22 protein-coding genes and 3 pseudogenes are annotated in these 25915 nt (G+C 68.5%); 11 read left to right on the plus strand and 14 right to left on the minus strand.

From position 1 onward, the window contains the following. Positions 1 to 287: 287 nt before the first annotated feature. The 6 genes and pseudogenes from OHN19_RS04585 to OHN19_RS04605 all read right to left on the minus strand — a co-directional run. A pseudogene (locus OHN19_RS04585) lies at positions 288 to 525 on the minus strand (group II intron reverse transcriptase/maturase); the annotation flags it as partial. Between the two features lie 75 nt (positions 526 to 600). After that, positions 601 to 930 (minus strand): hypothetical protein, encoded by a 330-nt coding sequence (locus OHN19_RS04590; protein ID WP_330262881.1) that lies wholly within the window; start codon positions 928 to 930, stop codon positions 601 to 603. A 40-nt stretch (positions 931 to 970) separates the two neighbouring features. Further along, the gene (locus tag OHN19_RS43895; RefSeq protein WP_419249506.1) at positions 971 to 1246 is read right to left on the minus strand and encodes an aldehyde dehydrogenase family protein; all 276 of its coding nucleotides are present in this window, start codon (positions 1244 to 1246) and stop codon (positions 971 to 973) included. Beyond that, the gene (locus OHN19_RS04595) at positions 1188 to 1367 is read right to left on the minus strand and encodes an aldehyde dehydrogenase family protein (protein WP_330262882.1); all 180 of its coding nucleotides are present in this window, start codon (positions 1365 to 1367) and stop codon (positions 1188 to 1190) included. The genes OHN19_RS43895 and OHN19_RS04595 overlap by 59 nt, the downstream gene beginning before the upstream one ends. 17 nt (positions 1368 to 1384) lie before the next feature. Beyond that, on the minus strand, positions 1385 to 1588 hold the full coding sequence (locus OHN19_RS04600) for a hypothetical protein (RefSeq protein ID WP_330262883.1): 204 nt from the start codon (positions 1586 to 1588) through the stop codon (positions 1385 to 1387). A gap of 923 nt (positions 1589 to 2511) precedes the next feature. Continuing rightward, positions 2512 to 2724 carry a hypothetical protein gene (locus OHN19_RS04605; RefSeq protein ID WP_419249592.1) on the minus strand — a complete coding sequence of 71 codons (213 nt, stop codon included), beginning with the start codon at positions 2722 to 2724 and terminating at the stop codon, positions 2512 to 2514. 111 nt (positions 2725 to 2835) lie between these two features. Between OHN19_RS04605 and OHN19_RS04610 the strand changes: the two genes are divergently transcribed. From OHN19_RS04610 to OHN19_RS04635, 6 genes are all read left to right on the plus strand, one after another. Further along, positions 2836 to 3330 carry a VOC family protein gene (locus OHN19_RS04610; protein ID WP_330262884.1) on the plus strand — a complete coding sequence of 165 codons (495 nt, stop codon included), beginning with the start codon at positions 2836 to 2838 and terminating at the stop codon, positions 3328 to 3330. A 43-nt stretch (positions 3331 to 3373) separates the two neighbouring features. Continuing rightward, positions 3374 to 5146, plus strand: coding sequence for a bifunctional 3-(3-hydroxy-phenyl)propionate/3-hydroxycinnamic acid hydroxylase (locus tag OHN19_RS04615; RefSeq protein WP_330262885.1), 1773 nt, complete (start codon positions 3374 to 3376; stop codon positions 5144 to 5146). Next, complete coding sequence (locus tag OHN19_RS04620) at positions 5143 to 5985, plus strand: fumarylacetoacetate hydrolase family protein (RefSeq protein WP_330262886.1); 843 nt, start codon at positions 5143 to 5145, stop codon at positions 5983 to 5985. Before OHN19_RS04615 ends, OHN19_RS04620 begins: the two co-directional genes overlap by 4 nt. 44 nt (positions 5986 to 6029) lie before the next feature. Beyond that, positions 6030 to 6818 (plus strand): IclR family transcriptional regulator, encoded by a 789-nt coding sequence (locus OHN19_RS04625; RefSeq protein WP_232032798.1) that lies wholly within the window; start codon positions 6030 to 6032, stop codon positions 6816 to 6818. 812 nt (positions 6819 to 7630) lie between these two features. After that, entirely contained in the window at positions 7631 to 9094 is a 1464-nt protein-coding gene (locus tag OHN19_RS04630) for an aldehyde dehydrogenase family protein (RefSeq protein ID WP_330262887.1), read from the plus strand. An 81-nt stretch (positions 9095 to 9175) separates the two neighbouring features. Next, entirely contained in the window at positions 9176 to 10735 is a 1560-nt protein-coding gene (locus OHN19_RS04635; RefSeq protein WP_330262888.1) for a carotenoid oxygenase family protein, read from the plus strand. A gap of 426 nt (positions 10736 to 11161) precedes the next feature. Here the strand turns inward: OHN19_RS04635 and OHN19_RS04640 are convergent. From OHN19_RS04640 to OHN19_RS04650, 3 genes and pseudogenes are all read right to left on the minus strand, one after another. Further along, positions 11162 to 12368: pseudogene (locus OHN19_RS04640) on the minus strand (IS110 family transposase). Between the two features lie 315 nt (positions 12369 to 12683). Beyond that, positions 12684 to 14033, minus strand: coding sequence for a ferredoxin reductase family protein (locus tag OHN19_RS04645; RefSeq protein ID WP_330262889.1), 1350 nt, complete (start codon positions 14031 to 14033; stop codon positions 12684 to 12686). 7 nt (positions 14034 to 14040) lie between these two features. Next, the gene (locus OHN19_RS04650) at positions 14041 to 14196 is read right to left on the minus strand and encodes a hypothetical protein (protein WP_330262890.1); all 156 of its coding nucleotides are present in this window, start codon (positions 14194 to 14196) and stop codon (positions 14041 to 14043) included. Positions 14197 to 14566: 370 nt separating this feature from the next. Between OHN19_RS04650 and OHN19_RS04655 the strand changes: the two are divergent. From OHN19_RS04655 to OHN19_RS04675, 5 genes and pseudogenes are all read left to right on the plus strand, one after another. After that, positions 14567 to 14865, plus strand: a pseudogene (locus tag OHN19_RS04655) (TetR/AcrR family transcriptional regulator); the annotation flags it as partial. Between the two features lie 305 nt (positions 14866 to 15170). Continuing rightward, on the plus strand, positions 15171 to 16100 hold the full coding sequence (locus OHN19_RS04660; RefSeq protein WP_330262891.1) for an ABC transporter ATP-binding protein: 930 nt from the start codon (positions 15171 to 15173) through the stop codon (positions 16098 to 16100). Further along, on the plus strand, positions 16100 to 16975 hold the full coding sequence (locus OHN19_RS04665; RefSeq protein WP_330262892.1) for an ABC transporter permease: 876 nt from the start codon (positions 16100 to 16102) through the stop codon (positions 16973 to 16975). The genes OHN19_RS04660 and OHN19_RS04665 overlap by 1 nt, the downstream gene beginning before the upstream one ends. Positions 16976 to 17000: 25 nt before the next feature. Continuing rightward, complete coding sequence (locus OHN19_RS04670) at positions 17001 to 18362, plus strand: sensor histidine kinase (RefSeq protein ID WP_330262893.1); 1362 nt, start codon at positions 17001 to 17003, stop codon at positions 18360 to 18362. Next, a complete protein-coding gene (locus tag OHN19_RS04675) occupies positions 18359 to 19027 on the plus strand; it encodes a response regulator transcription factor (protein WP_330262894.1) in 669 nt (222 codons plus the stop codon). The genes OHN19_RS04670 and OHN19_RS04675 overlap by 4 nt, the downstream gene beginning before the upstream one ends. Before the next feature lie 553 nt (positions 19028 to 19580). On the opposite strand, the gene OHN19_RS04680 is transcribed toward OHN19_RS04675, so the two are convergent. From OHN19_RS04680 to OHN19_RS04700, 5 genes are all read right to left on the minus strand, one after another. Then, positions 19581 to 21089: a glycoside hydrolase family 43 protein gene (locus OHN19_RS04680; protein ID WP_330262895.1), complete on the minus strand. Its 1509-nt coding sequence runs from the start codon at positions 21087 to 21089 to the stop codon at positions 19581 to 19583. A gap of 559 nt (positions 21090 to 21648) precedes the next feature. Further along, positions 21649 to 23241: an FAD-dependent monooxygenase gene (locus OHN19_RS04685; protein WP_330262896.1), complete on the minus strand. Its 1593-nt coding sequence runs from the start codon at positions 23239 to 23241 to the stop codon at positions 21649 to 21651. After that, positions 23238 to 24095, minus strand: a complete 858-nt coding sequence (locus tag OHN19_RS04690; protein WP_330262897.1) for a fumarylacetoacetate hydrolase family protein — start codon at positions 24093 to 24095, stop codon at positions 23238 to 23240. The genes OHN19_RS04685 and OHN19_RS04690 overlap by 4 nt, the downstream gene beginning before the upstream one ends. After that, the gene (locus OHN19_RS04695; protein ID WP_330262898.1) at positions 24092 to 24985 is read right to left on the minus strand and encodes a dioxygenase; all 894 of its coding nucleotides are present in this window, start codon (positions 24983 to 24985) and stop codon (positions 24092 to 24094) included. The genes OHN19_RS04690 and OHN19_RS04695 overlap by 4 nt, the downstream gene beginning before the upstream one ends. Beyond that, positions 24982 to 25911, minus strand: a complete 930-nt coding sequence (locus OHN19_RS04700) for an alpha/beta hydrolase (protein WP_330262899.1) — start codon at positions 25909 to 25911, stop codon at positions 24982 to 24984. The genes OHN19_RS04695 and OHN19_RS04700 overlap by 4 nt, the downstream gene beginning before the upstream one ends. Between the last annotated feature and the right edge of the window lie 4 nt (positions 25912 to 25915).

A 25915-nucleotide genomic window follows, 5' to 3' on the forward strand; every position in this document is an offset into this window, starting at 1 on the left:
GGGACTGGTAGTGACCGTATAGCCGGTAGCTCGAAAGGGTCAATCCCTTCACAGCCGCAAGGTTCGAGGTGGAGTGAGTAATTCCTGAGTAATTCCCGAGTGATTCCTGTGAATGTGAATCCAGTAGCCACGTCTATTGCCAGGTGCCGTTTTCTGGGCCTACCGTCCCTCTCGGCAGGGCCATCGTCCTCATCTGTGGATTCCCTATGACCGATGCCACTGTCAGCGCCGCTTCCGCACCCCGGGCAAGACCTTGTCGTGGCCACTTCGTTAGCCGGCCTGCGGGTAGCAAGTGCGTCCCGAGCCCGCCGCTTAGGCCGGAACCGGTAGGATTCCGGCCTGAAGTCGGCCCCGGAGACCGGCTCCAGAACCAGCTTCAGCGCGGCCTGGACGACCCGGTCGGCGATCACGGGAATCCCCCAGCCGCCGAACCTTTCCCGATCCACCCGGTTTGGGAATCTTGCGCTCCCGCACAGGTAACGGCCGGAACGAGCCCTGCTTGAGCTCGGCCCGTAGGCCGTCCAGTACTACAGCAGCAGATCTTTTGACGGCCACCGCTACGAACCGGGCGGTAGCCGCCGATCGGATTGCTGTATGCCGCTACGCGGCCGCCCGACGGCCGCTGAACGGCGTTTTGGGAAAGAATCCGGCCTTGGCGTGGCCGGATATATCGTCTCCGTCGACCTTGGCGGTGAACGTGACTTTCACGGCCACCGGCTTGGTCGCGTCGACCTTCCACGTCGCCTCGTCGCCGTTGACCGAGCCGTCCTGGATCTCGGTGGTCTCGCCCATGGACGACTGTGTGCCGGTCAACGTTTGACCGTCAGACCGCAGTTCCAGCTGCAGCACCTGGGTTCCCATCGGGGTCTTCATGGTAATGTCCCAGCTTCCGTTGACGCTCAATGTCTGGCAACCTTTCTCAATCTTCACTGGATGACGCGAACGAAGGTTCGCAAATGAGCACTCAGATTCACGGCTTGCCGTGGCTGGTATTCGAAGCCGCCTGGTTCAGTCGGCATGCACACTCAGCTTTAACGAAGTGTGGTTTCGTTCGGTGCCCCTCCCGGATGGTGTGCAGGACCTTGGTGTTGGTGAACGACAACAAGCCCGGCATTCCACCCTCCCCGCCTAGCCCACTCCACTTACTCCCGCCCGATGTCGGCACGGCGTGGGTGTTGACCCAGGACTTACCGCATTCCAGCCGGGTAGCGAGCGCCGCGGCCCGTTCCGGATCCGCGCTCCACACCGCACACCGAGCCGTTCAGCCCGAAGTGGGTGTCATTGGCCCGCGCGAGCGCGTCCTCGACATCGCCGTACGCCATGACCGGCAGTACAGGCCCGAACTGTTCCTCAGCGACGACCCGCATCCGTTCATCGAGGTCCGTCAGGATGGTGGTGCGAAGAAGTAGCCGTCGCCATCCATGCGTCGGCCACCGGTCTCCAGCGAGTCGACCCGCCAGCAGACTTGGGGGGTGAGTTTGCCTCCGTCGGACGCGGTCAGGCCGCGCTGCGGCACGAATTCATGGTGCTCCTGCTCGGGCTGCGCGGACGGGAAGACGATGCCGAGTTCCTCGTCCTCGTCGGTCACGGGCCGAACTCACGCATCTTCTCCAGGCCGTTGACCCAGAAACCGGTGTGGCCGAGTCCGGTGATCGCCATGGTGCCTCCGTGGCTGCTGTAGGTGGAGCCCGTCCGTGTCGCTGCGGCCCGGACCGTTCCTGGGTCCTTGCATGAGCTGGAGCAGGCCGCAGCGGCCGAAGGGGACTACGCCAAGCTGCACAGGGCAGGCCTCGTCGGCGTTCCGGTCAGACCCGCGAGCAACCCGACGTGGACCCTTACTCAATTTCCGCAAAGCAGGACTACCGTCTTGCTAAAGAGGACACTAACGCTCCTGCGGTATCGAGGTCAACAAGCCGCCCTGCAGCTCAACCGCTGCCCCTGGGACCAGGACCGAGTAGGCGGCCCGCTCGAAGCGGGTCCGCGGACGGCAGCCCGCCGATCGCGTGTCGCGCTCCCTGACCGAGGTCGCCGCGCGCCGGTGCTGCTGTATCGATCGGGCCTGCCCAGCCGCGATCTGCGCCGGGCAGATACCCGTGCTCACAGCGCAACCGGGCGCGAACTGGGTCGGCGCGAGTCGGGCGCACCTGCGCGAAGCTCGGGGTCAAGGGCGGGATCGGATGCGGCGCAGAGATGCAGCTGCGCCTGGCGCGCGCTCCCCTGGACCCGGCTGCAAAAGGTCAGTGCGTGTGGCCGACGACTTCGCTGCCGCGCAGCGCGAGATCGTTGAGCGCATCGCACGGGCGGAGTCATGATCGCCATCCGGCGAGATCGAGGTCGCCGGCGGAAAATGCGACGGAGTGATCGGGGCCCGGACAAAGCGTCCGGGCCCCGATTCGTCAGGAGTTCGCGTGTCAGCGCGACATGTCGCCCGAGACAGCAGTCTGCGCGGCGCGGTCATGCGATCCGGGGTCGGCCTCGCTGACGAGTGCGGCCGTCTGAGCCGACTCGGAATCATGGCCGTGTCCCTGGCCTGAGTCCGGCGGACAGATGCGGCAGGACGCGGTCTAGCCAGCCTGGGATCCACCAATTGGCACGGCCGAGCATCTGCATACACGCGGGCACCGGCACCGTGCGCACGATGAACGCGTCGAGGGCCACTGCGGCGGCCAGGCCGATGCCGGATTCCTCGACCGCCACGCGCTCGGCCGGTCCGCTCCTCGCCATGACATCAGGCCACGCGCCGCGCACGTCCCACAGTCAACAGTTGACGTCTAGCTCGGCATCCACCTATCGTCCTGTAAAACAAGACTCTAATCCTGAAAAAGGAGACACGCCATGGCGATTACTGGTCTCGGTCACACCGGTTTCTGGGTTCACGACCTCGACGCGATGCGCGACTTCTACACGCGGGTCCTCGGCCTGACCGTGACCGACGAGGACGAGGAGCTGGGCATCGTCTTCCTCTCCTCCTGCCCTGAGGAGGAGCACCACGAGTTCGTTCTGCAGCGCGGACGGACCGCCCACGACGGCGCCAAGCTCACGCATCAGGTGTCCTGGCGGGTGGACTCTCTGGAGTCGGTCATCGAGTTCCACCACCGGTTCCGCGCCGAGGGCATCCAGGTGCAGCAGGAAGTCACCCACGGCAACGCGATCGGTATCTACTTCTTCGACCCCGAGGGCAACCGCAACGAGGTGTATCTGCGGGTGGAGCGCGACGTGCGACAGCCGTTCCGCAAGACCCTCAACCTCGACCAGGAGCCCGCCGACGTCATGGCCGACGTGGAGCGGCTGCTGACCGAGGGCGGTCCCGCCTATCAGCCGGTCCAGTAGCACACCGCGCCCTCACACGCCGCCGACCGATGGAGTCCCACCCATGAGCAACCCCCAGCCACCGCATCCGGAACCGCGGCGAAGATTCGCTTCGGCAGCCCCGGTGCAAGCCGACGTGCTCGTGGTCGGCGCCGGTCCGACGGGGCTCACGGCCGCCCATTTGCTCGGCTCACTCGGCATACGCGTCCTGCTCGTCGAGCGCAATCCGACAACGAGCGACGACGCCAAGGCGATCAGTCTGGACGACGAGTCGCTGCGCACGCTGCAGTCGGCCGGCATCGACGGGGCGGTCTACCCGATCATCGTGCCCGGCACGGGAACGAAGTACTTCGACGTCGGTGGCCGACCCCTCGTGCACGCCCGCGGCCTCGGCGACCAGCGATTCGGACACCCGTTCAAGAACCCCTTCGCCCAACCCGACCTGGAGCGGGTACTGGTCGAAGAGTTGCGCCACCGCCCCAATGTCGAAACCCGTTTCCACACACGGCTGTTCTCGCTAGAACAGCACTCCGACCGGGTACGGGTCGGAGTCGGGCCGAGCGATGGCACGGAACCGGTCGAGCACTTCGACGTCTCGTACGTCCTCGGATGCGACGGCGGACGCAGCACCGTCCGGGAACTGCTGTCCATCCCCATGCAGGGGCGCAGCTTTCCCGACGTGTGGCTGGTCGCCGACACAGTGGAAGATCCCCACGACCAGCGCTACGGCATGCACATGGGAGACCCCAGCCGCCCCACGGTCATCGTTCCGGGGCGCGACGGCCGGTGCCGCTACGAGTTCCTGCTGCACCCCGGGGAGGGCCTGCCCGGCGATCCTCCACCGTTCGAGCTGGTACGCGATCTGTTGCGGCCGTACCGCGAGATCACCCCGGACCAGGTCGAGCGCGCCGTGTCGTACACGTTCCACGCACTGCTGGCCGACCGCCTGCGCGACGGACGCTGCTTTCTTCTGGGCGACGCCGCCCACATGATGCCGCCCTTCGCGGGCCAGGGACTCAACTCCGGAGTGCGAGACGCGGCCAACCTCTGCTGGAAGCTCGCCGACGTCCTGGCCGGACGCTCGGCAGACACCCTCCTCGACACCTATGGCACCGAACGCCGCCCACACGCTCAGGCCGTCATCGACCTCTCGGTCCGGCTCGGCCGCATCGTCATGACGACCAGCCGCAGCCGCGCGCGGCTGCGCGACCTGTTGGTGCGCATCGCCATGCACACCCCGCAGGGGCGCCGGTACCTCACCGAGATGCGCTACCGGCCGAACACCCGCGTTCGTTCGGGCGCCGTCGTCCCCTTCGACGGCAAGAAAGGGTCACCGGTGGGCACGTTTCTTCCGCAGCCACGAGTCCTGCACGGTCCGCAGCTCCAGGTGACCCGGCTCGACAACGTGCTCGGCCATGGCTGGAGCCTGCTGGGCGTAGCCCTCACCGACGCCGACTGGAACACTGCCGCGCACGCCGGTCTGCCCGCAGGCACGCGGGTGTCGGTCGTCCTCGATGACCGATACCCCCGCGACCGCCCGGGGCGCACTGCCGTAGCCGACGCCGACGGCCGACTTCAGGCGCTGTTCGGCGGGCTCACGGGACACTTCCTGCTGGTGCGCCCTGACCGGCTGATCGCGGCCGTGTTCCCAGCCGACCAGGCAGAGCGTGTCTCGCAGAGCCTGCGTCGTTTCGCGCCCGCTCCAGGGCGCGATCTCTCCCTTGCCGCGTCAGACGGTCCGGCGGAGATCAGTCACGAGGTCGTCCGACCGCGGCCCGCACCGACCGCACACCCCGTCACCAAGAGTGTTTCCAAGCCCCAAGGAGGGCCCCGATGAGGCTCAGCACCGTCCGGCTGCACGACGAGCGCGGCACAGCCGCTGCCCGCCAGGAAGGGGACGAGTTCGTTCTGCTGCCCTACTCCGACGTCGGCGAACTGCTGTCGAGCGGCGACGACTGGCCTGAACGCGTGGCCGCCGAGGACGGCGACCGCATCTCCCTGTCGACCGCGTCCCTCGCTCCCGTCGTCCCTCACCCGAACAAGATCGTGTGTCTGGGCCTCAACTACGCCACGCACATCAAGGAGATGGGCCGGGCGACCCCGGCCCATCCGACGCTGTTCGCCAAGTACGACGGCTCCTTGATCGGACCTTACGACGACGTGCACATTCCGCCGGTGAGCGACGACCTGGACTGGGAGGCTGAGCTCGGTGTGGTGATCGGACACCGCGCACGTCACGTGTCGCCGGACCAGGCGCTGGCGCAGGTCGCGGGCTACACCGTCCTCAACGACGTCACCGTCCGGGACTGGCAGCATCGCACCCGTGAGTTTCTGTCCGGCAAGACCTTCGAGGCCACCACCCCTGTGGGACCCTCGCTCGTCACACCGGACGAACTGCCGCGCGGTGCGTCCGGACTGACGATCAGCTGCCTCGTGGACGGCACCACGATGCAGAAGTCCAACACAGCGGACCTGCTCTTCGACGTCGCCACGATCATCGCGTACGTCAGCACCATCATCACGCTGCTGCCGGGCGACCTCATCGCCACGGGTACCCCGGGGGGCGTGGGTGCCGGCCGCGACCCCAAGGTCTTTCTCCGGCCGGGGCAGGAACTCGTCACGGTCGTCGAGGGGATCGGCGAACTGCGCAATACAGTGGTCAAGGACCGATTGTGACGCCCGGTGCCCGAGACGCCGCGACACCCGTTACGATGTCTCGCATGTCAGGAACAGCGTCCACCAGCTATCGCGAGCGTAACTCCACGGCCGACCGGGCCCTGGACATCCTGCTCATGTTCACCGACACCCACCTCGTCGTCTCCGGCACCGCTGTGGCCGAGCGACTCGGCGTGGCTCGCTCGACCGCGTACCGGTACCTCCAGAGCCTCGTGAGCAGCCGCTTCCTCGAGGAGGCGCCGGGTGGGGGCTTCCGGCTGGGGCTGCGCGTCATGGAGATCGCACGGCTGGCACGCCGCAGCTACGGCCTGTCCGAAGTCGCCCTCCCGGCGATGACGGCGCTCGCCGAGGACGTGCGGGAGACGGTCCTGCTCACCAGGCGGACCGGAGAGCTGGTCGTGTGCGTCGATCGGGCCGAAGCAGGGACGGGCGCCGTGCGCATCTCCTACGAGAGGGGCAGCACTCTCCCCCTCAACGCGGGTGCGGCGGCACTCGTCCTGCTGGCCTGGATCCCCGACGAGGAAGCCCGCCAGCTTCTTGAATCAGCAGACCTGCGCCGTTTCACTCCCGCTACCCTCACGGACGTCGACACTCTCATGCAGAGGCTGGCCCATATCCGGCGCGGCGGCTACTCGGTCACGCGTGGCGAACTCGACGCCGACGTGATGGGGGTCGCCGCTCCCGTCCGTGACGAGCAGCAGCAGGTAGTGGCAGCGGTGAGCATCGCGGCCTTGGCCTCTCGTGTGTTCCCCGAGGCAGAGGCGGAGCTGGCCCGGAAGGTTCAGGAGACGGCACGGGAGATCGGTGAGCGGCTGACAGCCGTCGGGGGCTGACACCCGGGCGGTGCCGAACGAGGTGTACGGACGCTGTGGCGGTTCGGGCTCGAACTAAGGGCCAACGGGGGTCTTTCCCCCGTGGCGCTGCACTCCTTCCCAGGCGTGGCGGCCTCCTACCCTTGCTGAAGCAAGTGTCCCGCCCATGGCGGATGCCGGGGCCCTGGCAGCGGTCCCGGCATCCGGCGGTTGTCTCCGGGCCGAGGCTCCGACTGTGGCCACGCCACCGGAGAGGCCCCGTCCAGGCCGCAGTCGCAGGCCGCCATCCCATGGCGCCGGGCGCCCTGTCGTCCCTGGTAGGCGTTGAAGAAGTGAGTCGGGGCGAGGCCGTCGGACGCCTCGATCCACTGGACACGCCGGTGTGACAGTTGAGCGCCCCGAAGCGTGGGTCCAATGCGTCGTTGCCCATTGGCACCCCAGGGCCGTCCTCCCTCGATCTGTGGATCAGCGGATGAGACCTGTCCCTGACTCACCTTCATCATCGTGCAATTCGCCATATTTCATGCAAATACTGTGCTTGCTGCAAGCTTGCCGCGTCCCGGCGCTCCTCCAGAGCCGACACTGCAGCACCACCCTGGGCATGCCGGCACGACGACCTGTCGCCGCCACCTTGGACATACCGCTTGACATTCAACAGCAATGTCCTGTTAATCAAGATGCAAGTCCTATTCAACGGGACATCCCGCTATTCCCGAGCGGGCCGAGGCCGGGTTCCTACCGAGTTACCAGCGCCACCCGGCGCGATGCCTCCGGGACCGAGGGGCGGCGCAGACGGTGCGCCTTCCTGTGTCACCTACGCAGAACGGAACACCATGACCCTTCTCGATGCAGCCGACTGGCAGGAGCGGATCTTCTCAGGCGGATGGGTCAAGGGCTCGGGTGAGCCGTACGACTCCACCGAGCCGGCGACCGGAAAGACGCTGGGCCGCGTTGGCGCAGCATCTCCCGCCGATCTGGACCGAGCCGTGGCGCACGCGCAGCAGGCCCAACGCGCTTGGGCGGCGGTGCCGTACCTGGAGCGTGCACGGGTGCTGCGGCGCGCCGCGGCCCTCTTCGAGCGGCACCAGGCGGAGATAGCGGAGTGGATCGTGCGCGAGTCGGGCGCCCCACGACTGTTCGCGGACACCCAGGCGACTGATGGTGGGGCCGAGGAGTGCTACGAGGCCGCCGCACTCGCTGCGGCTCCCTTTGGTGAAGTGCTCCGGTCAGCCCAGGACCGTCTGTCGTTCTCGCGGCGGCGCTCGGTGGGCGTGGTCGGTGTCATCTCCCCGTTCAACGCGCCGATGCTGCTGGCCATGCGTGCGGTGGCCCCGGCGCTGGCCCTGGGCAACGCGGTCGTCCTCAAGCCCGATCCGCGCACCGCGATCTGCGGCGGTGTCACCATCGCGCGGGTCTTCGAGGAGGCAGGGCTTCCCGAGGGCGTCCTGCACGTCCTGCCCGGTGGCGCCGCCGTCGGCGCGGCGCTGGTGGAGCACCCGCGCGTGCCCGTCATCGCCTTCACCGGGTCCACCCGGGCCGGGAAGGCCATCGCGGCGGCAGCCGCGCAGCGGCTCAAGCGGGTCCACCTGGAGCTGGGCGGCAACTCGGCGCTGGTCGTCCTGGACGACGCCGACCTCGACAAGGCCGTGTCCGCGGGCGCTTTCGGCTCCTTCTTCAACGCCGGGCAGGTCTGCATGGCCGCCAGCCGTCATCTCGTGCACTCCTCGATCGCCGAGGAGTACACAGCCCGCCTCGCCGAGCACGCCGACGCCACACCCGTGGGTGATCCGATGACCGGCACGGTCCTCATGGGCCCCATGATCGACGAGGGTCAGCTGCGGGCCGCCCACGCCGTGGTCTCCGACAGTGTCACCGCGGGAGCACGGCTCGCTGCCGGTGGTACCCATGAAGGCCTGTTCTACCGGCCCACCGTCCTGGCTGACGTCCCGCTCACCGCCCGCGCCTACGCGGAGGAGATCTTCGGCCCTGTCGCGCCCGTAGTGACCTTCCAGGATCTCGACGAGGCCGCCCGGCTGGCCTCCGACAGCGAGTACGGGCTCTCTCTCGGCATCCTGACGCGCGATGTTGCCAAGGGCCTGGCGCTGGCCGAGCGCATCCCGACCGGCCTTGTGCACATCAACGACCAAACAGTGAACGACGAGTCGACCATCCCGTTCGGCGGCGTCGGCGACTCCGGCAACGGCTCCCGCCACGGAGGCGCTGCCGCCAACCTCGAGGCATTCACCGAGCAGCAGTGGGTCACCGTCCGCCAGGAGATCCCCTTCTACCCGTTCTGACCATGGCCTCCCAGACAAGGCGGCCCGGCCAGGGCCGCTCCCGCAGACCGACTCTCTCCCACCCGCACCTGGAGCACTCCGATGACCTCAGTCACCTCCGGCCCGGGTCTGATTCCACCCGACCCGATGACGATCGCGCCGCGTGCCGCGCTCCGGCCGTCGGTCCCACGGCTCGCACAGGACGCCGCCGGCTGGGCGCACCACAACAAGTTCCTCGACGGCCCCTTCACCCCCTGGACGGAGGAGACAGAGGCCTACGACTTGGAGGTGGACGGGGAGATCCCGGCCGACCTCGCAGGGGCTCTGTTCCGGGTCTCATCCAACCCCCGTTTCCAGCCTCGCGATCCCGGTCGCTATCACTGGTGGGAGGGCGACGGCATGGTGTGCGGAATCTATCTGCGCGAGGGCCGGGCCGCGTTCCGCACCCGCTGGGTGATGACCGATTCCATGAAGTTCGAGGTCGAGCAGGGCATGGCCGTCTACAGCGGATTCGCCAACGGCGGCACACCCGGTCCGCTCCCCCAGGGCGCTCCACCCGCGAAGAACGTGGCGAACACCAACGTCGGTGTCTTCGGTGACCACCTGCTCGTCTATTACGAGGGCGGTCTGCCGTACGCGATGCACCCCGAGACCCTGGAGACGTATGGCACCCACGATTTCCACGGTGGCATCGACGTACTGTGCACCGCCCACTACAAGATCGACCCAGACAGCGGCGACATGCTCTTCTTCGCCGCGACCGGGCCGGTCATCACCTGGTATCGGGCGGACATGAAGACCGGGCACGTCGTGGAAAGCCACAGTCTCGACATCAAAGTGCCCGTGCTGATGCACGACTTCGCCGTCAGCGACCATTACGCGATTTTCTTCGTCACCCCGGCCCAGTTCCGGCTGGACCACATCATGCAGGGAAAGCCGGGAGTCGTCTGGGACGAGGCATCGCTCCCGCACGGCGTACAGATCGTGCTCATGGACCGCCGCACCCACACCGTCACCTGGCACGAGGTGGGCGGCCACTGGGCCAACACCCACTTCTACAACGCCTACGAGTGCAATGGGCAGGTCATCGTCGACGGGCACCGCATCACCCGCCTGGGCACTCCTGCCGGCCGGCTCGACACCCCCGTCACCTCCCACTCCTGGTTCCCGCCGTCCCTGCCCCACCGCTGGCGCGTCGACCTGGCCACCGGATCGGCGACGGAGGAGATGACCAGCGGTGTCGCCGGTGAGTTCCCGCGGATCAACGACGCGTACACCGGCCGGGAGCACCGCTACGGCTACTTCGTCACCACGCGCGCGCTGGCCGAGGACACCATGAGCGACGGCCTGGCCAAGCACGACTTCCTGAGCGACGCCACGACCGTGGTCGAGGGGCCCGATGCGCTGACCAGCCCTGGTGAACCCGTCTTTGTGGCCCGCCAGAACGCCACCTCGGAGGACGATGGTTACCTGCTGACCCTGTGGTGGAACCGCCTCACCGGGTTGTCCGAGCTGCTCATCCATGACGCCGCCGACCTGCGCCGCACCCCGCTCGCCCGGGTCAAACTCCCGAGCCGCGTCCCGTTCGGCTTCCATGGCAACTGGGCCGATCACGCAACCCTGGACCGTGCCGTCTCGGCCTCGCGCGGCGGCGCCGCCTGATGGAAGCTGCCGGATCGGACGGCCTCGGTGCCGTAGCCACCAGCAGGTGAGCACTTCCAGCGCCGGAAGCAGTTCCGTCACCCCGGCCTCCGGCAGCCATCACGGTGACGTCGGTCCCGGCCGAACCCCTCGGCGTCGACGGGTTCGGCCGCTGACATGCCGAGCTGAGGTTTTGGGGACGATGCCGATCTCGGGGAGCTGCCGTTCGGGCGGCGTTGTACGGCCGGGCGGAGAGTACGCGTCGAGAGCGTGCTCGGGCGCGATCCCGCGGGCCACCGACGAGTGGGTGCGGCGGGCTGAGCCGAGGATGGAAGCGGAGCGTGCGTGTGACGAGGCTGTGCGGGGAGTCCTCTGTGCGGGGAGTCCTCTGTGGGGGGGTGCCCCTATCTCTTTCGTCAAGGGGCAGGTCGGTTGTTTGGTGATGTTTCAGGCGGCTTGGGGGACGGCTTGAGGTTCAAAGAACGTGCCGTCGCGGAGCATCGCGAAGAGCACGTCGACGCGGCGGCGGGCGAGACACATCAGGGCCTGCTTGTGCCGCTTGCCCTCGGCCTTCTTGCGTTCGTAGTAGGCCCGGGAGGCCGGGTCGGACAGCGAGGCGAACGCAGCGAGGAAGAAGGCCCGTTTGAGGTGCTTGTTGCCTCTGCGGGACGGACTCTCGCCGCGGATCGAGGACCCCGACCGCCTGGTCACCGGGGCGAGCCCGGCATAGGCGGCGAGGTGGCCTGCGGTCGGGAAGCTGCTGGCGTCACCGACGTCGATGAGGATCCTGGATCCGGTCCTGACGCCTATCCCCGGCATCGACGTCAGGAGCTCGGAAAGAGGGTGCGACTTGAGCAACTCCTCGATGTCCGAGGCAAGTTCCTTGCGCTGGTCGAGCAGCGCGGTGAGGTTCTTCGCGAGCTTGGGCACGATCACCGCGGCCGCCGTCGGTGCCCGTCACGACGACGGTCTGCTCGTCGAGTGCGGTGAAAATGTCCTCGACCAGCCGCTCGGCCATCCTCGGGGCCTTCGGTCGCAGCAGCGTGATCAGGCGCCGTCGTCCGGCCTTGCGGATCGCCTTGGGCGAGCCGAACTGTTCCAGCAGCGTGAGCACGGCCGGGTGCTGGATGCGTGGCCCCAGGACCCGTTCGAGGTGCGGGTGGATCTGGGTGAGCAGGCCGCGCAGCCGGTTGGCGACCCGGGTGACCTCGCCCGCGAGGTCGTCGTCGAAGCCCACGATTATGTGGAGTTCGGCGATGGTTTCGTCGTCCAGCTCGATCGATCGGAGTGTGTGGGGCATGGTGCGGGCGGCGTCCGCGATGATCGCCGCGTCGCGGGCATCGGTCTTGCCCTCGCCGGGATAGAGGTCCGCGATCCGCCGCGTGGTCAGGCCCGGCAGATAGGCCACCTCGCAGCCCGCGTCGCGGGCGACGGCCAGCGGCAGAGCACCGATCGAGGCGGGCTGGTCCACGACGACCAGGACCCGGCCGTACTTGGCCGTGAGCTTGTCGAGCATGGCCCGCATCTTCGGCTCGCTGTTCGGCAGCGGCTTGTCGACGACACTCTTGCCGTCCGGCGTGAGGCCGGTGGCGTGGTGTTCGCCCTTGCCGACATCGAGGCCGAGGAAGACGGCCACGTCGCGGATGTCGATCACTTCACTCCTCCTGGGAGGGTCTTGCCTTCCCGGCCAAGGCACGGCGCCGATATCCGGCAACCACGTTACGAAGAGCGTTGCCGGCCAACCGGCGCTCCTGCCCCTATTAGCGATCTACCGGCGCCTCCCGACCCGGTGACACCACCCCCCGGGTCATGGTCGACAGGGGGCAAAAGTCATGCCGGGCCAGAAGGCCGGGAGCCCCAAGATCGGGGCCGTCTAGAAGGTAACGGGGTAGTCCTTGAGCGTCCTTTGTCACGTACACCCATGGTGAAAGCCGGGCTTTGCACGGCCTGGTCGACGACAAGCCGAAGGTCAGCGGAAGGCGAAGTGCTCGGCGTGCAGGTGGTGCCGGGAGATTCCCCGGCCGCGGAGGGCGATGGTGAGGTTTTCGACCATCGAGGCGGGTCCGCAGAGGAAGACATGGGTGTCCGGGGTGAGGGGCCCGGTGGCGGCCAGGATCTTGTCGACGGTGAGTCGGCCTTGGCGGCGGCTGTACACGGAGTGGAGTCTGAGAGCCGGGTGGCGTCGGGCTGCCTCGGTGAGCTCTGGTAGGAATGGCGCGTCAGTGGCGGTACTGGTGCAGTAGAAGAGGTCCGCGCTGGGCAGGGCCTCTGCGTCTTCGTGGGTGATCCAGCCCAGGAAGGGGGCGATGCCGATCCCGCCCGCGATCCATATCTGGCGCTGCCCGCCGACCGTGTGGTCGAACATGCCGTACGGACCGCTCAGTGTGGCCAGGGCGCCTTCGCGCAGGTCGGCGTAGAGCCTGCGGGTGCCTCGGCCGACGGCGCGGACGGTGAGACGGACGCAACCGTCGTGCTGGACTCCGGCTACGCTCAGGGGATGTTCGCGCCAGGCGCGGTGACCCCCGACGCGCAGGTAGACGAACTGACCGCCCTTCACTTGCAGCGGCGCGTGTCCGGCCGGTGCGAGGGTGAGGTCGACGATGTCGGGCGCCGGACGTTTGACTGCGTGGACGGTGTAGTCGGCACGCGGGACCCTGCGTCGCATGACGAGTTCGTCGTAGGCGTAGGCGGCCGTTCCGACGACGCCCATGACGACGTACACGATCTTGAGGACGCTGGACCGGCCGATGATGTGGTCCAGCACCCAGCCGTGCACCAGCGAGGAGACGACCAGGAGTCCGATGAGGCGATGGACGACAAGCCAGCGCTCGTGGGGCAGACGCAGAATACGGCCGACGCGGGCGAGGGACACGAGGACGAGCACGAGCAGGCCGAGAGCGGTGGCGAGGCCCAGCGCGCGCCCGAGGCCCACCGCCTGGGGGGATTCCCTCACCGTCCTTCCCGCTTCGGTGTCAGCGAACACGCTGTGGGGAACGAGCAGCAGAATGGACCACAGGGCGTAGTTCTTGTGGCAGCGGTACATGCGGTCCAGACCGCCGAACCACTGCTCCAGCCACCGCAGCCTCGTGGCCAGCACCAAGGCCCATGTCATCAGGTAGAGCGCGCTCACGCCGCAGAATTCACCGAGGAAGTAGACGGTGCCGATGCCGTCCGGCCTGAGCCAGTCCCAGGCCAGGGACAGCACGACGAAAAGAGCGGCCACCGTCAGGGGTCCGACATGACTCTTCTTCAGTCGGGTGTCCAGCGGGCTGCGCATGATCCGGGCCGCATAAATGGCGATCAGTACGAGAAAGGGCATGGTGACCTCACTGACTCGAGGCGGCTTCGGCCAGGGCTCGGAGTGCCTTGATCGGCTTGGGCATGCCGTACGCGACGATCGTCGAACGGCCGTCGGGGTGTGTCCAGGTGAGCAGGGCGCGTCCCTCCGCCACGCTGCCCTCCACGGTGGTGGGTTCACCCACGGGCGGCAAGGGGCCGACCACTTCGAGGGCGAGCCCGGCAATCTCGGTCCAGAAGTAGTCGTCGTACGGCGGTCCCGCGGGCGGAAGGCCGAGAGCTAGGCTGCTCTGCTCACTGCGAAGGTCTTGATGAGGTGTTGCGAGGTCCGCGCGGTCGACCTCGTCGGCCCGAGTTCCGGACCATGGTGTGCTCCCACAAGCACTGCGATCAGTGACGGTATCATCAACTCCGCTCGTCAGATCATCAATAGCCGACTTGCGGAAAATTGACTGATCCATCAGAAGTAGTGATCATTGCTGTGCTCTTCCCACACCGACGCCCGCCCCGCCGCGCAACCGCTCCGAATGGCGACATGCCGGGACCCGCAAGGCTCTGATCCGCGCGGCCCGCGAGCTCCAACCGCGCATGGGGACACCGGCGCGAGCATCCAAGCCATCGCCGACCGCGCCGACGTCGGCTTCGGGTCCTTCCAGAACCACCGCCGGACCACGACGGAGTTGTTCGACGCGGCGGTGGCGGACGCGCTGGACGAGTTCAGCCGGGCCATCGACGAGCGTCCGCGGGGGTTTGTCGATGACCCCGCGGAGTTGGTGGCGGCGGGCTTCCGCCTCATGGCGCGCATGGCCGACTCGCACCCGAAGCCGGTGCAGATCCTCCGCCACCGCGGCCTGCATGCACCCGGAGCGCGACGTCGCTCCTGCGCCCTGTGCGACCCGCGGTACGTGGTCTCGCCGACCAGAGACCGAGATGTACAGAACCTTCGCGCCCCGAGCGGGAACTTCTCGGCACCAGGCCGGGATTTCCGCGGAGTCCGCGGAGGCCTCGCTGAGAGCCGGTCCCTGTGGTACCGGGGTACCACAGGGACGCCGAAGATTCCCCCCTGGGCCCATGGTCCGGCCCTGCCGCGCTCGTACCTTCGAATGCAGACACCGCGGCGCATCCGCGGCCGATTCCACGGCAGGAAAGGCCCACCCCCATGATCGACGTACACGAGCTGACGAAGCGGTACGGCGACAAGACGGTCGTCGACAACCTGAGCTTCACCGTCAAGCCCGGGGAGGTGACCGGCTTCCTGGGCCCCAACGGTGCGGGCAAGTCCACGACCATGCGCATGATCGTCGGCCTGGACTCCCCCACCAAAGGCTCGGTCACCGTGGGCGGTCGGCCCTACGCCATGCAGTCCGCACCGCTGCACGAGATCGGCACCCTGCTGGAGGCCAAGTCCGTCCACCCCGGGCGCAGTGCGTTCAACCACCTGATGGCGCTCGCGTACACTCACGGCATTTCGCGCAGCCGGGTGAACGAGGTCATCGAGCTGGCCGGCCTGACCAGCGTGGCCGGCAAGCGGGTGGGGGCCTTCTCGCTCGGCATGGGTCAGCGGCTCGGCATCGCGGCCGCCCTGCTCGGCGACCCCGCGATCGTCATGCTCGACGAACCGGTCAACGGCCTCGACCCTGAAGGCGTGTTGTGGGTGCGCAACCTGCTGCGCTCGCTGGCCGACGAAGGCCGGGCCGTGATGCTCTCTTCGCACCTGATGAGCGAGACCGCGCTGATCGCCGACCACCTGGTCATCATCGGACGCGGTCGGCTGCTCGCCGACACCACCGTCGACGACTTCACCCGGGAGGCGAGCGGCGGCGGTGTGAAGGTCGCCACCGCCGAGACCGCGAAGCTGCGCTCGCTGCTGTCCGGCCCGGATGTCACGATCACCTCCTCCTCCGCCGAGGAGTTGCTGGTGCTGGGTCGCGACGCCCGTGAGATCGGAGCGATCGCCGCCCGGCACGGGGTGGCGCTGTACGAACTCACCCCGCAGTCCGTCTCGTTGGAGGCGGCGTTCATGGAACTCACCCGCGACGCCGTGGAGTACCAGAGTGCTCCGGCCGACACCGAACGAGAGGCCGCCTGATGCCCACCACCTCACTCCGTCCCAATCGGCGCCCTGGCAGGCACACTCAACTCTCCACGGCGCCCGACGCCCCCACGTCCGCTACTGCCTACAAGGTGACCGGTCTGCGGGTGCTGCGCTCGGAGTGGGCCAAGTTCTGGTCACTGCGCTCCAGTTGGATCACCCTGGGTGTCGCCGTGTTCCTGCTGGTCCTCTTCGGGACGATCGCCTCCTACACCTACAGTCCGGGCGCAGCGACCGGCGGGCCGCCGGGAGGGGCCAGCGTCGACAGCACCGCGGTGAGCCTGGCCCTGACTGGTGTCACGTTCGCCTCGCTGGCCGTCGGCGTACTCGGGGTGCTGCTGTCCGCGGGTGAGTACAGCACCGGCATGATCCGCTCCACCCTGGCCGCGGTACCGCGCCGGCTGCCCGTCCTGTGGTCGAAGGCCGCCGTGATCGGCCCGATCGCCCTGGTCCTCACCAGCATCGGCGCCCTGGCCGCGTTCCTGCTGGGCACCCCGGGGCTGGACGGCGAGAACATCGCTCTGTCCCTGGGGGACGACGGCGTCCTGCGCAGTCTGGCCGGCGCCGGTGTCTACCTCGGCCTGGTCGCCGTGTTCGGCGTGGCCCTGGGCGTTCTGATCCGCTCTTCTGCCGGAGCCATCGCAGTCCTGGTCGGTATCCTGCTCATCCTGCCCGGCCTGGCCTCGCTCCTGCCGGACTCGCTGTACGACAACATCAACCCCTACTTCCCCAGCAACGCGGGGTCGGCCGTCTACGCCCTGCACGAGTCCTCGGGCTCCCTCTCACCAGGAACGGGCCTCGCGGTCTTCGCCGGCTGGGTGGCCCTGACACTCGCCGGGGCAGGTTACCGCCTCGTCAAGTCCGACGCCTGATCCGGCGACGGAGGCAATGGTGTCCATGAGTTCGCATCGTTCGGCAGCCGCCGGGGCCGGCACCCGGGGGACGGCAGCGGTCACGCCGTCCCTCGGGTTCGGTGCCGCCTGGGCGCATCCGCTGCTCGGCAGGCTGCTGCGCGACCAGGGTCGCCGACAGCGGCTGGACCGCCGGCATCCGTGGCTGCTCGACACCACAGTGGTGCTGGCCGTCGTCCTGTTCAGCCTGCCGGTCCTGCTCCGGGGCGACGGCAACGCCCCTTTCGGGGACACCACCACCCGTGACCAGCTGACCTCCGGCGCCCTGTTCGGCTGCCACGCCGCTCTCATCGTTCCGCTGTGGTGGCGCCGCAAGGCCCCGGCGCTCACGTACTTCGTGATCGCGGCGGTCTCCCTCGCCCAATGGACGATGGGTGTCTGGCTGCCGACGAGCGTCAGCGCACTCATCGCTCTGTACACCCTGGCCCGGAACGGTTCGTTGCGGGCGCTGGGCTGGGCAGCCGCTCTGACCGTCGTCGAGGGGATCCTGGTTGTCTTCTTCCTGGCGTCGACCGAACATCCATTCGTCGGCAGCTTCTTCCTGCTGGCCACGGTCACGGCGGCCATCGCCGTCGGCCTGACACTCCGCATCCGACGGATGTACCTGGCTGCGCTGGAGGACCGCGCCCGACGGCTGGAGATCGAGCAGCACCAACGCATGCAACTCACCGCGGCCGCCGAACGCTCCCGAGTCGCCCGCGAGATGCACGACATCGTCGGCCACAACCTCTCCGTCATGGTCAGCCTCGCAGACGGCGCCGCGACCCTCGCCGCCAACCGGAACGAGCAGTCCACCGACGCCCTGCGCATCCTCGCCGACACCGGCCGCCAGGCCATGAGCGAACTGCGCCGGGTCCTGGGGGTCCTGCGTGAGGAACGGGACGGTGAAAGGACGCTCAGCCCTCAGCCCGGCATCCGGGATCTGGACCCCCTACTGGCACGGGTGCGCGCAGCAGGCCTGCGCGCGGCCTACCGGACGGTGGGCGATCTCGACTCGCTGGGCAGCGGCGTACAGCTCACCGTGTACCGCATCGTGCAGGAGTCGCTGACCAACACGCTCAGGCACGCGGGGACCGCCACGACCGCCGAGGTCGACATCACCGCAGAGGCGGGAGAGGTACGGATCCGAGTCGCCGACACCGGCAGACCCCCCGGGTCTCCCCCGCCACCGAAGCCGGCCGCACATGAACACGCACCCGGCCACGGCCTGGTCGGGATCCGCCAGCGAGCCGCCATGTACCGCGGCACGGTGATCATCGGACCGCGCGACACCGGCCACGGCTGGGTCGTTGACGTCGTACTTGAGGCGACGCCCGCGCCGGAAGCATCGGGAGAACTCCCGCGATGACCACCGTGCTGATCGCCGACGACCAGCCCCTGCAGCGCATGGGCGTGCGCATGCTCCTTGAGGGCACCCCGGGCCTGCACGTGGTCGGCGAGGCCGAGCACGGTGCGGAGGCCGTCCGCCTGGCCGCGGAGTTGCGCCCCGACGTCCTTCTCATGGACATCCGTATGCCCGGAACGGACGGTATCGAGGCCACTCGCCGCATCATCGCCACCGGCGGTCGCACCCGCGTCCTCATCGTCACCACCTTCGACCTCGACGAGTACGCCTACGAGGGCCTGCGGGCCGGCGCCAGCGGATTCCTGCTCAAAGACGCCCGCCCCGAGGAACTCGTCGCGGGTATCCGTGCGGTCGCGACGGGCGACGCCGTGGTGGCCCCCCGCCTGACCCGCCGTCTACTGGACGCCTACGCCCACCACGTCCTCGCCCCGGCCGAAGCCCCCACCGCCGAGGACCCCCGGTTGCAGACCCTCAGCGACCGCGAACGTGAGGTCTTCGTCGCCATCGGCCGGGGCTGGACGAACACCGAGATCGCCCAACGACTCGTCCTCACCGAGTCCACCGTGAAGAAGCACGTCGGCCGCGTCCTCACCAAGATCGGGGCCCGCGACCGCATCCAGGCCGTGATCGCGGCGTACGACATCGGGCTGGTCAGGGCCAAGCAATAGCTTGAGGAGGGCCACTTTCACGTGCAAACCCTGCCAGTCGATCAGCCGTCCGGCGCCTGCTCACAGCCGTTTCAGACACATACGGCTTCTTCCTCAGCTCTCTGCCGACACTGACGGCGGCGCCCTGCAGAGCAAGGGCTACCTGACCGGGTCGCGATAGCTGCCTGCCGCGACGTTGTTCGTGCCGTGCTCGGCCTGGCGTAACAAGTCGGCCAGCACGTCATCGCCCGCGCCAACCGGGCCTGGCGGCTGATCGCGTTGGGCACGAACGTGGGCATCCGCGCGACCGTGGCCACCGGCGAGGGCAAGAGGTGGGCCCCTCGGTGGCCGGCATCCACCGAGCGCCCGCCGGGCACGCCCAAGCGTGAGGTGCATCCAAAAGCCGTGGAACAGGCCCACGCGGACTTCGCCGTTCTCCACGCTGGCCAGCCCCCTGAACCGTGTACCGCGACGGCATCCAGCACCGACCATGATTGTCCTCGTCGATATCCGCTGCAGGACCGGAACACATCCGCGTGACCGGCTGACTAACCGTGGGCACCGCCGGCTGGTGTCACGCCTCCGTCTCGTCCGTACCCTCGTAGCGGGTGCTAGACATGACGAGTTCGCCGCGCGCGCACCAGATCCCGTAGAGGCGCCCCGTGAAGCCCCCGGTAAGCTCTGTGGACAAGTAGCGGCCGTCGATGTCCCCCAGATTCAGGACCTCGGCGCCCTGCACCAGCGCCGCCACGACGCGGTCCGGACCGCGCTCGGAGCTCAGAATCTCACCTCGGGCAGGCTCAGTTCGCAGCTCGAGTGTCACGTCCTGACCTGGGTCGACGGGGCACCGGCCGAGAACCGAACGGGCCGGACCTATCCGGGCCACGGCCCGCACCTCGTCACCCTCGACCTCCAGATCGAAGTGGTGCCGCGCGTCGATGCGGATGCTGATGCCGCCGATGGTGCTCTGCGGAGCGGACACGACGGCGCGAAACCTGCTTAGCATGTGCTGCTGTCGACGGCCGATGAAGGCGACATCGTCCTGACGCGACTTCAAACCGTCCGCCGGCGCTCGCAGTAGCCACCCCTGACCGCTGCTCAGAACTTCCCCGGGAAAGCCGCCTGGCCGCACCCAAGTCGGCGGCAGCGCCGCAGTGTCGCCGGCGGAGATGTTCTCAACGACCACAGCCGAAGGCGACTCTGCCGGTTCGATGGGGCCTGTGACATACGGCCACCCGGCGTCCCAGTCGATCTCGACGGCGAAGGTCTCCCGGCCCACGACGTGCCAGCTGGGAAAGGCGCCCCGCGCGCGCACTCCGAGATGCACCATCGCCCAGGATCCGTCGGGGCGCTGCACGAGGTCGGCGTGGCCGGTGTTCTGCACGGCGGCCGAGGTGCCCCGGGCGGTGAGCACCGGGTTGTGCGGGCAGGGCTCGAACGGCCCCCAGGGGCCGGGGCCGCGAGCGATGGTGACCGCGTGTCCCTGTCCGGTGCCTCCCTCCGCGATCAGCAGGTACCAGTGCTCGCCGACGCGGTACAGGTGCGGTCCCTCGGGGAACTGGCCGCCGGTGCCCTGCCACAGTGCGCGCGGCTCGGTGAGCAGTTTCCCTGTCTCCGGGTCAAGCACAGCCTGCGTGATACGTCCGTACTGGGACCAGGTCAGGTAGCAGGTGCCGTCGTCGTCCCACGCAAGGTCCGGGTCGATGCCCGGAGCACCAGTGACGCGTACGGGATCGCTCCAGGAGCCTGCCGCATCGTCGGCGGTGACCAGAAGGTGACCGTCACCGTCAGAGAGGTTTGTGGTGATCATCCAGAACCGGCCGTCGTGGTGCCGCAGCGTGGGGGCGAAGATGCCACGCGATGCCTCGGCTCCGGACACCGCCAGCTGCGCGGGCCGGCTCAGCACGTTCCCCGCCTGGGTCCACGACCGCAAATCGGTTGAGGTGAAGATCGGGACGCCGGGAGCGTACTCGAACGACGACGTTGCGAGGTAGTAGATGTCGCCGACTCGGCAGACGCTCGGGTCGGGGTGAAAGCCGGGAATGACTGGACGCTGTGCGAGGTGCACATGGGAACCGACCATTGCTTCTCCTTGGTGTTGTTCGGGAAATCACCCATGGCTTCCGGCCGCCATGCACGCTCCTGGACCGACCACGCGCGGGCAGAGGCGCAGCCAGGAACGGCGGACCAGCCGACGCAGCCCACATCGACGCCTACAGCGGTGACGCCTGGCCGCCCGAGGTCTTGCACTCGTACGAGCGTGCCCTCTTGCTTGCTCGTGAGGAGGTCGCGCGCGGTCATCGCTCCAGGCGCTCCAATCCTGCTGTCGGTACTTGCTCCTGACCGACACAGGCACGGGACTCTCCCGCTGCGGAGACCCGGCGATGACGGCCGCCGCCTTCCCATCACCGACTTGGGCTTGGGCACGTCGGTCATCCGTAACCTCTGCCGGGTCACGCCGGTCTTCGACGCGACGGTCGTGTTCGCAGCGCGGTAGTCGGGCAGCCGGTGCTTCGACATCGTGCCCCATTGCGGACTGCGCCCTGCGGAAGGCCAGCTGGGAGCCTTCTCCCGAGGTCGGCTGCGACGCCAGCCTCAGCTTGGCCTGCGGCATCATTCGCCGGCTGGCGGCTGAAGAACTTTCACTCTGTCAGGACGTCGACAAGTGCTCCACGTGCGGTGTCGATCAGTCGTCCGGCGTGCGCCGCAGTAGCGCCGCGCCAGGCGATGTGCTGGTCGGGCCGGATCAGGAGCAGTGGTGCGCCGTACCGGTCGGCCAGCTCGAGTGCCGAGAGGTCGACGGTGGTGAGCGGTACCCCCCGGGTACGGGCCGCCTGTTGCAGCGGAGCAGGATCGGTGGTCTCGGACAGGCGCAGCAGGGTGAAGCCCTCTCCGAGCAGGTCGTAGAGGGAGCGTCCGTCGGGGAGCCAGGTGTGGGGAAGGCGGGTGCCGGGGCGTGCTGAGGGGTGGTACGTGGTGAGCTGGTGGGCCGGTGTCGGTGAGCCGTCGTCGACGATGACGGGGGAATCGGCGTAGTGGTAACCGAGTACAAGGCCTTCGCTGTGGAATTCACTGCGCTTGGCCTGAAGTGCGGTGGCCAGCTGGGCGTCGTCGGCGTCTGTGAAGGACGGGGCGAGCAGCCGCTCCTGGGCCGCGCTGTCGGCGATGGTCTGCGCGGCGACCGGCCGACGCTCGGGTTCGTAACTCTGCAGGAGCCCCAGGCCGCCCCAGCCATGGATGACGGCGGCGAGTTTCCAGGCGATGTTCACCGCGTCGCCCACGCAGGTGTTGTAGCCGTGACCGCCCCATGGCGGGTTGAGATGGGCCGCGTCGCCGACTAGGAAGACCCGCCCGGACTGGTAACGGTCGACGAGCATCATCCGGGCGACCCAGCGGTCAGTGGCGACGACCTGTACATCCAGATCGTCAGCGGGGCCTCCGATGAGTGAACGCACCAGCGCCTCGGGGGCAGGTCCGGACGCCCGTGTGTCGGCGTGTTGGACGATCGCCCACCATTGGTCCTCCAGATCGAGCCGGCCCATCAGCCCGGAGGCCCCGGGGCTGACGATCCAGTACTGCACGGCTGGATCCAGAGTGATCCGCCGTGCCAGTCCGGGTGCGCGGAAGACGATGTTGAGGTTCGGGCGTTCACCGGACGCCCCGGTGTACGTGGCGCCGATCGCCGCACGGCTGATCCCGCCCGCGCCGTCGCACCCCAGCAGGTAGTCGGCTTCGACGACGCTGGACGATCCGTCACCCGAGGAAACGGTGGCGCGCACCCCGGCCCCGTCATGATCGAAGGAGGTGACGGTGTGACCGATGAGCACGTCCACCGCGGCAAGTTCGGAGACCGCCTTGCGCAACACTCGCTCGACGATCGGCTGGGGCACCTGCTGACCGGCCTCCGCCCAGTGTTCGCTACGGCCCTCATGGAGCCCGAAGGCGTTGCGGAAGCGGGTGAGTTCGGTGCCGAGCAAGGATGTGCAGAAGATGACGTCCTGGGACCATGCGACGGGCATCGGCGCTGCGGCACGTAGCCGGTCGGCCAGGCCCCACCGGCGCAGATGCTCCATGGTCCGGATGCTGGTCGTCTTGGCACGGGGTCTTCCGTCGTCGACGGTGAGGCGCGGTTCCACCAGGCAGGTGCGCACCCCGCGCCGGCCGAGTTCGATGGCGGCCGCGAGTCCGGCCGGCCCGCCACCCACTATTAGCACCTGTGTTCTCGTGTCCGTCACGCGCTGGACCTCGCCGAGGCGTCGGTGACCGGGGTTCGCAGCAGGCCGAGCCGGTCGATCTCGACCTCGACGACGTCACCAGGGGTCAGGAGACGCGGCGGCCTGCGGACGTAGCCGACTCCTTCCGGTGTGCCCGTGGCGATGATGTCGCCGGGATGGAGTGTCATGGTGCGGCTGATCCGGGAAAGCAGCTCCGGCACGGCGAAGATCATGTCGCGGGTGTTCCCGTCCTGCATGACCTCGCCGTTGACCCGGGTGACCAGACGCAGACCGTCGGTGAGACTGCCCGTCTCGTCGATCGTGACGATGGGGCCGAGCGGGCCGCTGAGGTCGGCGTTCTTGCCGAGAGTCCACTGGGCGGTGAGCTTCTGCGCCGTACGGGCGGTGAGGTCGTTGAAGGCGGCGTACCCCAGCACTCCTGCCTCCGCTTCGCTCTCGTCCGCATCGCTGAGCCGGGCGCCGACGACGGCCGCGACTTCGCCCTCCCAGTCCAGCCCCGGTTCGTTGGCGGGTACCGGCACCGGACGTCCGCTCACCGAGAGCGAGGCCGTCCAGCGTCCGAAGACAGTCGGATGCTCGGGCACCTGGAACGCGCCCTCGGCAGCGTGCGCACGGTAGTTGAGCCCGATGCACAGGACCCGTGCCGACGGTGGTACCGGCGGCTCCGGCATCACGTCGGCGAGCCGGACCGAGCCACGACGGACCTTGCGCGCCCGCTCCAGCCATCGCGGCAGGTCCTCGTAGAAGTCGACGGCGTCCACGAGGGGAGACACCCGGTCGTCCACGACGACACCGACCATGACCTGCTGTCTGCCGCGCCGTGCCGACGGCGGACGCAGTCCGATGAGCTTCACTGGACGGGTCCTTCCGCCGCGAGCCGGATATCGAACCGGGCCTGCAGGAACGCACCTTGGTCGCCCATGCCGAACCGGTCGGCCGTCTCCGGGTCGGTGCATGGTACGAAGGGCACGACGAGGGCTTCCTTGACGGCGAAGGCCGCGTCGGAGCTGAGATAGGGGTCCGCGTCGACGAAGACGTGGGTGGTGAGCGGCCGGTGGCCGGGCGCCTCGACCCTGAGATGGACGTGGGCGGGGCGCATCGGGTGCCGGCCGAGGGCACGCAGCAGCTCGCCGGCCGGGCCGTCGGTCGGCACCGGGTAGCTGCTGGGTCTGACCGTACGGAACCAGTAGTTGCCGTCAGGGCCGGTGGTGAGCAGGGCCCGCAGATTGCCGTCGGGTTGCTCGTCGTCCTGGCTGTCGTACAGGCCCGTGTCGTTGGCCTGCCAGATGTCCAGCACAGCGCCGGCGAGGGGCACTCCGTCGCAGTCGGTGACCCTGCCGTGCACGACTGCTGCCTCGCCGCGTTCCCGCTCGGGACCCTCCGCGATCCAGGCGCCCATGGGGCGTGGCGGTGCGGGTGAATGGAAGGGTCCCTCGACGGAGCTGGGTGTCATGGTGGGCGGCCCGGCATGGTTGACCTCGTCCACCGCGGAGGTGAGGCCCAGCATGTCGGAGAGCAGGATGAACTCGTTGCGGCGGTCGGTGCAGGCGGCTCCGGTGCGGACCAGGAAGTCCATGGCCCGCTGCCACTCGACTTCGGTGGGCCGGGCTTCCCGTACGAAGGCGTGCAGGTGAGTGACCAGGCCACCGGCCAGCTCGCGCAGCCGTGGGTCCTCGCCCTGGAGGGATCCGAGTACCTGGCCCAGCAGCTCGTCGAGCTGCCGGTCGGGGGAAGTGGTCGTCATCGGTTTTCCTCCCGTAGGTGCGTGCTGAGGAAGGCGACGGTCTGCTGGAGCAGCGTGGCGAGTTCCGGTGCCCCGAACAGTCCATGGTCGGCGTCGTCGACGGGTACCAACTGGACTTCGGCACTGTGGGCCAGCAGGGACTTTTCCAGGAGAAGACTCTGCTCGAACGGCACCAGCCTGTCGGCTGTGCCGTGGATCAGCAGGAAGGGCGGCGCGGCGGCGGTGACATAGGTGACAGGGCTCGCCGACATGGCCAGTTCCGGATTGGCGACTCCGCCGAGCAGTTGCTCGATCAAGTCCTGTGCCATGTCCGCGGGCAGAGTGATGTCCGGGGGGAGCACAAACGTGGGCAGGGCGGCGAGATCGTAGATGCCGTACCAGCCGACGGCAGCCACGACCGTGCTGTCGGGCCCGGTGACACCGATGTTGCCCGCCAGTTCCACACGGTCTGCGGTGAGGGCGAGAAGCGCGGCGAGGTGCGCGCCGGCCGACTCTCCCCACACGGCTGTCCGGCTGCTGTCCAGGCCGAGTTGATCCGCGTGGCGGCGCAGGTAGCGCACTGCGGACTTGGTGTCGTAGAGCTGCGCGGGGAAGGTCGCCTCGCGCGAGAGCCGGTAGTCGATGGACGCGACAGCCAAATCGGCTGCCAGCAGCAGGTCGATCACGGCGGAGGTGTCCTGTGCAGGCAGCAGGTCGCCGCGGTCGCCGAATGCCCAGGCACCACCGTGGACGAAGACGACAACCGGGTGAGGTCCCTCGCCCTCGGGCACCCACAGGTCGAGCTTGAGGGGGCGGTAGCCGGGCAGGGTGGCGTAACTGATCCCCGGATAGTGCCGCGAGCCGTCCGCGCGGCGGAGGGGTTCGGCCGGAGGCAGGAAGCGAGGTGGGGTCCACGCCTGTGGCTGGTCCTGGTGCTGTTCTGTCATCGCG

It is taken from the genome of Streptomyces griseorubiginosus, from assembly GCF_036345115.1.
GTDB classification, from domain to species: Bacteria; Actinomycetota; Actinomycetes; order Streptomycetales; family Streptomycetaceae; genus Streptomyces; species Streptomyces griseorubiginosus_C.